The organism is Kitasatospora sp. NPDC127035 (assembly GCF_042726075.1).
Taxonomy (GTDB): Bacteria; Actinomycetota; Actinomycetes; order Streptomycetales; family Streptomycetaceae; genus Kitasatospora.
In genome coordinates this window covers 102,293-102,947 of record NZ_JBHXDN010000033.1, presented here as the reverse complement: position 1 = coordinate 102,947, position 655 = coordinate 102,293, and the positions used below count along the sequence as shown (strand labels likewise).

The window sequence follows — 655 nt, the reverse complement described above, 5'->3', positions numbered from 1 at the left end:
GGGCGCCCCCCCCCCCACCGGGGGGGGCCCCGACCCCCTCCCTAGATGCGGATGTTCCTGCCGGTCACCAGCGGTACCAGCGGTGACGGCGGCCGGAGGAATGCGTACCGCGGGCAACGAACCCGACCAGCCAGAGCACCAGGACGACGACGGCCACCCACCAGAGGATCTTCACCGCGAACCCCGCCCCGAACAGGAGCAGAGCCAGCAGCAGGACGATGAGAAGCGGAACCATGAGTCGACCTCCGTAGTCAGTGTCGGAGGACCGACTGCCCCGCTGAACAGCTCATATTCCTGGGAATCTTTCCGCCCGACGAGGGCAGACGACCCCACGTCAGCACCGAACCACCACGTCGAGGAGATCACGATGAGCACCGGCGACAAGATCGAGAACACCGGCGAGAAGGCCAAGGGCGCGATCAAGGAAGGCGTCGGCAAGCTGACCGGCAACAAGCGCCTGGAGAACGAGGGCAGGACCGACCAGGCCAAGAGCGACGCCAAGCAGGCCGGCGAGCACCTCAAGGACGCCTTCAAGCACTGAACGTCCCACGAGACACCTCGTGGTGGTGGGCCCCGACCAACTATAGAAAAGGGGGGGCAGCCGCACGGGCGGGGCCGGGGGGGGGGGGCGGGGCGGGGGGGGGGGTGGGTGGGC

2 protein-coding genes are annotated in these 655 nt (G+C 68.5%); one reads left to right on the top strand and one right to left on the bottom strand.

Translation table 11 applies throughout. The features are described 5' to 3' along the window. Nucleotides 1–64 precede the first annotated feature (64 nt). A complete protein-coding gene (locus tag ACFWIC_RS22855; RefSeq protein WP_329874831.1) occupies nucleotides 65–235 on the bottom strand; it encodes a hydrophobic protein in 171 nt (56 codons plus the stop codon). A 132-nt stretch (nucleotides 236–367) separates the two neighbouring features. Here ACFWIC_RS22855 and ACFWIC_RS22850 point away from each other — a divergent pair, with 132 nt between their 5' ends. Beyond that, complete coding sequence (locus ACFWIC_RS22850; protein WP_329949018.1) at nucleotides 368–541, top strand: CsbD family protein; 174 nt, start codon at nucleotides 368–370, stop codon at nucleotides 539–541. Nucleotides 542–655 lie beyond the last annotated feature (114 nt).